At 53.5% G+C, this 6,616-nt stretch carries 6 protein-coding genes and 1 pseudogene; 5 read left to right on the top strand and 2 right to left on the bottom strand.

Translation table 11 applies throughout. The features are described from left to right. Positions 1 to 100: 100 nt before the first annotated feature. On the bottom strand, positions 101 to 1,558 hold the full coding sequence (locus GHO03_RS23230) for a TrkH family potassium uptake protein (protein ID WP_095025392.1): 1,458 nt from the start codon (positions 1,556 to 1,558) through the stop codon (positions 101 to 103). Between the two features lie 296 nt (positions 1,559 to 1,854). Here GHO03_RS23230 and GHO03_RS23225 point away from each other — a divergent pair, with 296 nt between their 5' ends. The 4 genes and pseudogenes from GHO03_RS23225 (at position 1,855) to GHO03_RS23210 (ending at position 2,924) form a co-directional block, all read left to right on the top strand. Continuing rightward, positions 1,855 to 2,094, top strand: a complete 240-nt coding sequence (locus tag GHO03_RS23225; protein ID WP_141228821.1) for a hypothetical protein — start codon at positions 1,855 to 1,857, stop codon at positions 2,092 to 2,094. Then, positions 2,091 to 2,240 carry a hypothetical protein gene (locus GHO03_RS23220; RefSeq protein WP_153400600.1) on the top strand — a complete coding sequence of 50 codons (150 nt, stop codon included), beginning with the start codon at positions 2,091 to 2,093 and terminating at the stop codon, positions 2,238 to 2,240. Before GHO03_RS23225 ends, GHO03_RS23220 begins: the two co-directional genes overlap by 4 nt. After that, positions 2,207 to 2,299: pseudogene (locus GHO03_RS23215) on the top strand (universal stress protein); the annotation flags it as partial. The gene GHO03_RS23220 and the pseudogene GHO03_RS23215, both read left to right, overlap by 34 nt. A gap of 91 nt (positions 2,300 to 2,390) precedes the next feature. Further along, positions 2,391 to 2,924: an NUDIX hydrolase gene (locus GHO03_RS23210; RefSeq protein ID WP_133075653.1), complete on the top strand. Its 534-nt coding sequence runs from the start codon at positions 2,391 to 2,393 to the stop codon at positions 2,922 to 2,924. A 112-nt stretch (positions 2,925 to 3,036) separates the two neighbouring features. Here the strand turns inward: GHO03_RS23210 and nhaA are convergent, their stop codons facing one another. Beyond that, positions 3,037 to 4,239: a Na+/H+ antiporter NhaA gene (nhaA, locus tag GHO03_RS23205; protein WP_095025394.1), complete on the bottom strand. Its 1,203-nt coding sequence runs from the start codon at positions 4,237 to 4,239 to the stop codon at positions 3,037 to 3,039. 343 nt (positions 4,240 to 4,582) lie between these two features. Here nhaA and GHO03_RS23200 point away from each other — a divergent pair. Further along, positions 4,583 to 6,616: LTA synthase family protein (locus GHO03_RS23200; RefSeq protein WP_256668750.1), on the top strand; the 2,034-nt coding region annotated here is incomplete at its 3' end.

Genomic DNA, 6,616 nt, shown 5'->3' with positions numbered 1-6,616 from the left:
GAAACCCGGGGCGATTCAATTTGTAGCCCTCCGGGCTTCATGCAGGGTTGGCTAAAATCTAACCAGCCAGAATCTTAGATGGCTACTTTCTTAATCATCATTAGTACCTCCAAAAAACGGGTGTGATAAGTACCAGTACAGTGAGTATCTCTAATCGTCCCAGCAGCATGCCGATGGTGAGCAACCATTTTGCTGCGTCGGGTAATGATGAGAAGTTACCAGCAGGCCCGATGATGGTGCCAATTCCAGGGCCCACGTTACACACCGCAGTAGCCGCGCCACTCAATGCCGTTGTCCAGTCCAGGCCGATCAAGGCAAGTCCTAAGGCGATAATTGCAATGGTGATGCTGAATAAAAATGAGAAAGTCAAAAGCGAGCGTAATATTTCCTCGTCAATTGGATGGCCATTGTACTTCTTCTGAATCACGGCTCTTGGATGGATTAGTTGCTTTAAGCTACCTATCAGTAAAGTTGCAGCAACCTGAAAGCGGAAGATTTTGAGGCCTCCAGCCGTGGAGCCCGAACATCCACCAACAAAGGTGAGATAGAAGAACAAAAGAACAGCAAAGCTTCCCCATAGCGTGTAATCGCCAACCGCAATTCCAGTGGTCGTGACAACAGAAGTCACGTTGACCGCTACGATACGAAACGCATCCCACCATCCGTAATCGCTGTGAAAACAGAGCCATGTCCCTACGGCCAGCCAGGTGAAAATCAAGAACCCAATAAATCCACGTACCTGGTGATCCTTAATCAGCGCACGCCGGTTGCCGCGCAATGTCGCAACATACAAGGTAAACGGTAGACTACCCAGAATCATGATGACCACAGCTATCCAGTGGATCGCTGGCTGCGTCCAATGCCCCAGTGAAGAGTCCGAAGTCGAGAATCCTCCAGTTGAGATCAAGGACATGGCGTGGTTGACCGCTTCAAACGGCGTCATTCCAGCGACCCAAAGAGCTAGCGCTCCGAGCCCCGTGAGTCCCAAGTAGAGAAAGAGGATGTATTTGGCGGCCACATGGGAGCGAGGCGTTACTTTTTCCGACCAGTCTGAGGACTCTGTCTGGAAGAGACGCATGCCACCCACCCGCAACAGTGGAAGGATCGCTACAGCCATGCCTATGAAGCCTATACCGCCGAGCCAATGCAGCATTGAGCGCCAGATCAATAATCCCGGTGAAGCGGTATCCAAGCCAGTGAGTACCGTTGACCCTGTAGTTGTGATGCCCGACATTGTTTCAAAGAATGCATCGGTGTAACTGATGTCGCTGATAAACACCATTGGCAGCGATGCGAAGATGCACACCACAACCCAACTGCCAGTAGTTAGCAGGTACATATCCCTGGGACGAAGCTGGGCGGTATCTGGGCGTCCTCGTGCGATCAACAGAAGGCCGCAGACAGATGTGATTAAGCTAGACCACAGGAAAGCTGAAAGATCGCCACCATCCCGCTCATAGACCGCCAGTGTGATCATTGGGATAATCATGCTTATAGCTAGCGTGATTAGAAAAATGCCTAAGATGAATCCGATAAGCCGTAGTCCTGCGAGAGACATATAAAATAGCCTGATGAATTAGCGCAGTGCAGTATTGGATGCTCCATCTTTAGGGGTTGTAAAATTTTCGTAAAATCTTTAATAAATTAGGGCGGCAGCGCACACCAGCATCTTGCGGACGTTGGCGGTAACCGTCCGGGCTATACACCTCCCTGATGCCATCGCTTAAGGCGATGGTTTCCACCTAAATTAAGCGGACACCCATGCCGCAAGAACGCCGTTCCTATTCTAAATCCTTCAAGGCCTAAGTCATTGCCGAGTGTGCGCAGCCTGACACCTCGATTGTCAATGTTGCCTTGACCTACAACCTCAATGCCAACCTCGTCCATAAATGGATTCGGGTGCGTACGCAAAAAAAACTGGCGCTTAAAAGTGCCTTTATTCCGGTAAAGACGCCGCCATTGGCAGCGGTGCATCAAGTCCTTCCCAGCACGATCCTGATCGAAGTGCCTCATTCAAAAGGCGTAGTCGTTGTGAGCTGGCCGGCAGAAAATGCAGCGGCGTGTTCCGCTTTCCTACGAGAGCTGCTGCGATGATCAGCATCGACTCCATCTGGCTCGCCACCGAGCCCGTGGACATGGGGGTCGGCACTGAAACCGCAGTCGCCATTCAGGCATTAATCAAAAGCCCCATTTACCTCGGTTTGGATACGGGTACTCTCGCATCAGGCAGTTTCTGGTAGGCAGCACGACCACGACGATGCTGCGAACATCCACTTTACCCGTATTGCTGCTTCGCTGAGCCAATTCCATTGGCCACAGTATTTCCAGAACTGCGGAAATGCCGTGGCCATTCTGGACGATGACTACTGATCTTGCCGTAACGAGACCACATGCAACTCATAACTGAAATTGTTCACCCCGAGCTGAAATCCAAACAGGGCAGAGTATTCCGTCGACATGCAGCACGCGGCATCGTGATTCGGGATGATCAGATCCTGTTGCTGTTCACCGAGCGCTATAACGACTTCAGCTTTCCTGGAGGCGGTCTTGATGGTGACGAGGACATTGTCACAGGCCTGAGGCGTGAGCTTGAGGAAGAGACTGGTGCCCGTGAAATACAGGTACTCCAGCACTACGGTTATATCGAGGAGTACCGGCCCTACTGGAAGCCACAGTACGATCTGATGCACATGACCTCGCATTTTTATCAATGCGAAGTCGCGCCCCAGCTAGCGCCCGTGAGAATGGAAAGCCACGAAATCGCTAATGGTATGCGGCCTGTCTGGATCAACCTGCATGAAGCCATAACGCATAATGAAGCCGTGATGCAGCGTCAGGAGTCATCGATGGGGCAGTCAATTCAGCGCGAAACGTTCATGCTGAAAAAAGTCGCGTCCGAGTTGATGCCGCCAATCAGCCTTTGAGGGGCTATCTCAGCAGCTTGTGGCGTAAAGCACGATGACCTCACTTCGCGAGACGATGTTCCAGCCACAGGATTTCTGTCTGGGAGAAACTCCGTGGCCGGCTCGCTTACGCTTATTTAGAGACCGTGGCGGCGACAATGGCGGGCCCAGCGCTGCGTCGCAAAATCAGGACTCCACCGATTGCAGCCAAGGTCGAACCGATCAACACACCGACTTTTACTTCGTCGATCAGGTGAGCTGATCCAGCAAACGCCAGGTTTCCGATGAACAGGCTCATGGTAAAGCCGATGCCACATAAGAGCGCAACGCCGTAAAGCTGTGCCCAATTGCTGCCTTCCGGCAGTTTGGCCAAGCCCATACGAATGGCCAGAGCAGCCAATAGGAAAATGCCAATCTGCTTGCCCACCAACAAGCCGAGCGCAACACCCAGCGGAACCGGATCGACTAGGTTTTCCATCGAAATACCGGCTAATGAAACACCCGCGTTGGCGAAGCCGAAAATCGGCACCACAGCGAATGCTACCCACATGTGCAGCTTCTCTTCTAGGAAGAGCAGTGGAGACCTGGCTTCCTCTTCTGGCTTGCCCATTGGGACACACAGTGCAACGGCAACACCCGCAAGAGTGGCATGCACCCCCGACTGCAGCACGAAGAACCACAGCACACCACCGACCAGCATATATGGGAATAATCGTCTGACGCCCAATCGATTCATTGCGATCAGAATGACTAGGGTTGCGAGCGATGCCAGCAACATCGGCATGGAAAGACCAGTGGTGTAGAAAAAGGCGATGATAACCACAGCACCCAGGTCGTCAATGATCGCCAAGGCAGCGAGGAAGACCTTCAGCGACGTAGGGACTCGCTTCCCCAGCAACGACAAGACGCCCAAGGCGAATGCGATGTCGGTAGCGGCTGGAATAGCCCACCCCTTCAACGTCTCAGAATTACCCCAGTTGATTGCGATGTAAATAAGCGCAGGCACAACCATGCCACCGACGGCACCAAATCCAGGCAAGGCGCGCTGTCCCCAAGTGGAGAGCCCTCCTGCCAGAACCTCTCTCTTGATCTCGAGTCCGACCATCAGGAAGAAGATCGCCATCAAGCCATCATTGACCCAATGCTCGACAGACATGCCCAACCAGACACTGTGCAAGGCTGCAAAATAACTTTGCGAGAGAGGCGAGTTGGCCACGATTAGTGCCGCGAGTGCTGCGCCCATCAGCACAAGACCGCCAGCGGACTCCGACGACAGGAAGCAAGCCAGAATCGCGGCTGCTCTAGGGGTTTCGGCTTTAGCTTGATGATTAGTCATCAACGTCCTTGGGATCACTTCAAAGGTAATATATTAACACTTGGCCCATACATGCGCGGCGGGGTTAAACAGCCTGAAACAGTTAATGCTGAAGGGCATAGTCAGCGAGCATTCCTCAACGCAAGCCTCTGAAATAGGGCTTACGTCCAAGCACCAATGCCGTCACTGACTCGATCCACCGTCTCCTTTTCGAATAACCCGATGAGTCGTCCCACTGCTTGATACCATCCAGCACACTTATATGAAGATTTAATGTCTGGAAGGCCTTTGCGTGAACGTTATCCATCGCTGGTTAAGTCAACCCCGTGCACGTCTCATCGCCTTGATCGGACTGGTTCTGATCATGCCTTTGTGCCTGCGTGCAGCTCTGGGTTGGTCGAATCCACTTGGCTATCTTTCAGATCTGGGAATTGCGAGCCTGCTCATCGTACTCTTGCATCGCTGTCCTTGGTGGTTAGCGCTACCGGTATTGCTGGCATGGGGGCTTATGACTCTGGCGACTGCCGAACTGGTCAGCGCGGTCGGTAGGCTTCCCAACTCATCAGACCTGCACTACCTGATCGACCCTCAGTTTTTGGAAAACTCTACCGGGGGTGGTTTCGCCCAGCCTTGGCTGGCCGCTACTCTGTTTCTTGGGCTGGTGGTTTGGCTGGTCACGCAGTACCTAGGACGCTCCGCTACGTCTCCGAGCTTGCCACGAAACGCGTGGGCAGCACCGCTACTGCTGTTGATCACCCATTGGGGTGCTCAGCACCTGTACCCCTCAGAAGAAGACCAGTGGCGCTTGTTCAACCTGCCACATCAGTTGATGGCCGCGAGCGTTGGCGATGTTCAGGCAAGCGCAGAAGAGTGGCTGGAGCGTGATGTTGTCGATGTTCCACCGCAAATGGCGGGGCTTACTCAACTCGATCTGGACGGACAGAAATTGCTCGCGGCACCAGGGCGGGCGCGAAATGTGTTGATCATCGCGCTGGAAGGTATTCCTGGTGCCTACGTTGGCGTCAACCGCCAAGCCCTGCACAGCAGCTATCAAGAAAATCTCATGCCCAACCTCAGTCGCTGGGCAGAACGCGGAATGAATACGCCGGATTATGTACTGCATAGCCATCAAACCATTCGCGGCCTTTACGCTATGCTTTGCGGCGATTACGACAAACTGGACAACGGAACGCCCAAGGGGGTTGAGATGTTGACCCAGAACAAACGGAACAAGGCGTGCCTCCCAGCCCAACTGCACAAGAACGGATTCGCCACGCACTACCTTCAGGGTGCAGGCCTTAGATTCATGGCCAAAGACAAGATCATGCCGCACATTGGCTTCGATGCTACCCACGGCTTGGAATGGTTCACCAATAGCAACTATCTAGATTTTCCTTGGGGCAAAGACGACAAGGCGTTCTTCGAAGGGGCACTCGACTACGTCGGCCAGCTGAAAAAGCAGAAAAAACCATGGATGCTGACCCTGCTGACCGTTGGCACCCACCAACCCTATTCGGCCCCTCAGGACTATCTTGAGCGCTACGACACACCCAAGCAGGCTGCCGTCGGATATCTGGATGATGCCCTAGGGCAATTCCTCAACGGCCTGGAACGCCAAGGCATCTTGAAAAACACCTTGGTGGTGATCACCTCGGACGAATCTCACGGAATTGATGGAGTGCGCCTAGCTTCCTCTTGGGGTTTCAACCTGATGTTAGCGCCCGAGCAGGATCAGTTGCCCAAGGTAAAGTCTGGGGTCTACGGGCATGTCGATCTGAGTGCCTCAATACTCGACTATTTCGCCTTACCTGTCCCCTCAGCCTTGAGCGGTCGCTCGCTGTTTCGTGACTATGAAACAGGCCGCGAGATCATGTCGTTCACCAACGACAAGCTGCGTTATCACGATGGCCAAGGCACCTTGATCGAGTGTGACTTTCAACAGCGTTGCAGGAATTACAATAGCGCAGGGTTCATTGCCGACCACGCTACCCTTGCTGGACAGTACGGGGGCAAACGAGCACGAGAAATCACATCAAAAGCCTCGGCGCTGGATCATTCGCTGATCCGGACACCGTTGAACCAGCACTACCAGTTCGGCAGTCCCACCATCATCCCGCTTCAGGCACAGATCAAGGATGACTGGGCTGACAACCTGATCGGTGCTCAGTATCTGGAAATGCCCAAGGGCTCACAAACACGCGTGCGCCTGACCGTGCGCTCTTTAGATCCACAGCAGAACGCCTACATCCTGCTGAAAGCCAAGGAGTTGGAGCAGGATGTGCCACTGGGGCTGCCAGCAGAAATGGTCGTCACTGCCGATCAGCCGCTGGAGATGGACTTCAGTTTCGATAATACGCAGCCGCGTAAAGCGTTCTCGTTCCACCTGCTTGGCTATGGG

Source organism: Pseudomonas sp. FSL R10-1339, assembly GCF_009600545.1.
Taxonomy (GTDB): Bacteria; Pseudomonadota; Gammaproteobacteria; order Pseudomonadales; family Pseudomonadaceae; genus Aquipseudomonas; species Aquipseudomonas bubulae.
The sequence above is the reverse complement of the archived record's forward strand: the minus strand, read 5'-3'. Positions and strand labels throughout refer to the sequence as shown.

Coding starts and splice junctions, on each gene's coding strand:
- GHO03_RS23220 (WP_153400600.1), top strand. CDS start 2,091: ATGATCAGCATCGACTCCATCTGGCTCGCCACCGAGCCCGTGGACATG.
- GHO03_RS23210 (WP_133075653.1), top strand. CDS start 2,391: ATGCAACTCATAACTGAAATTGTTCACCCCGAGCTGAAATCCAAACAG.
- nhaA (WP_095025394.1), bottom strand. CDS start 4,239: ATGACTAATCATCAAGCTAAAGCCGAAACCCCTAGAGCAGCCGCGATT.
- GHO03_RS23230 (WP_095025392.1), bottom strand. CDS start 1,558: ATGTCTCTCGCAGGACTACGGCTTATCGGATTCATCTTAGGCATTTTT.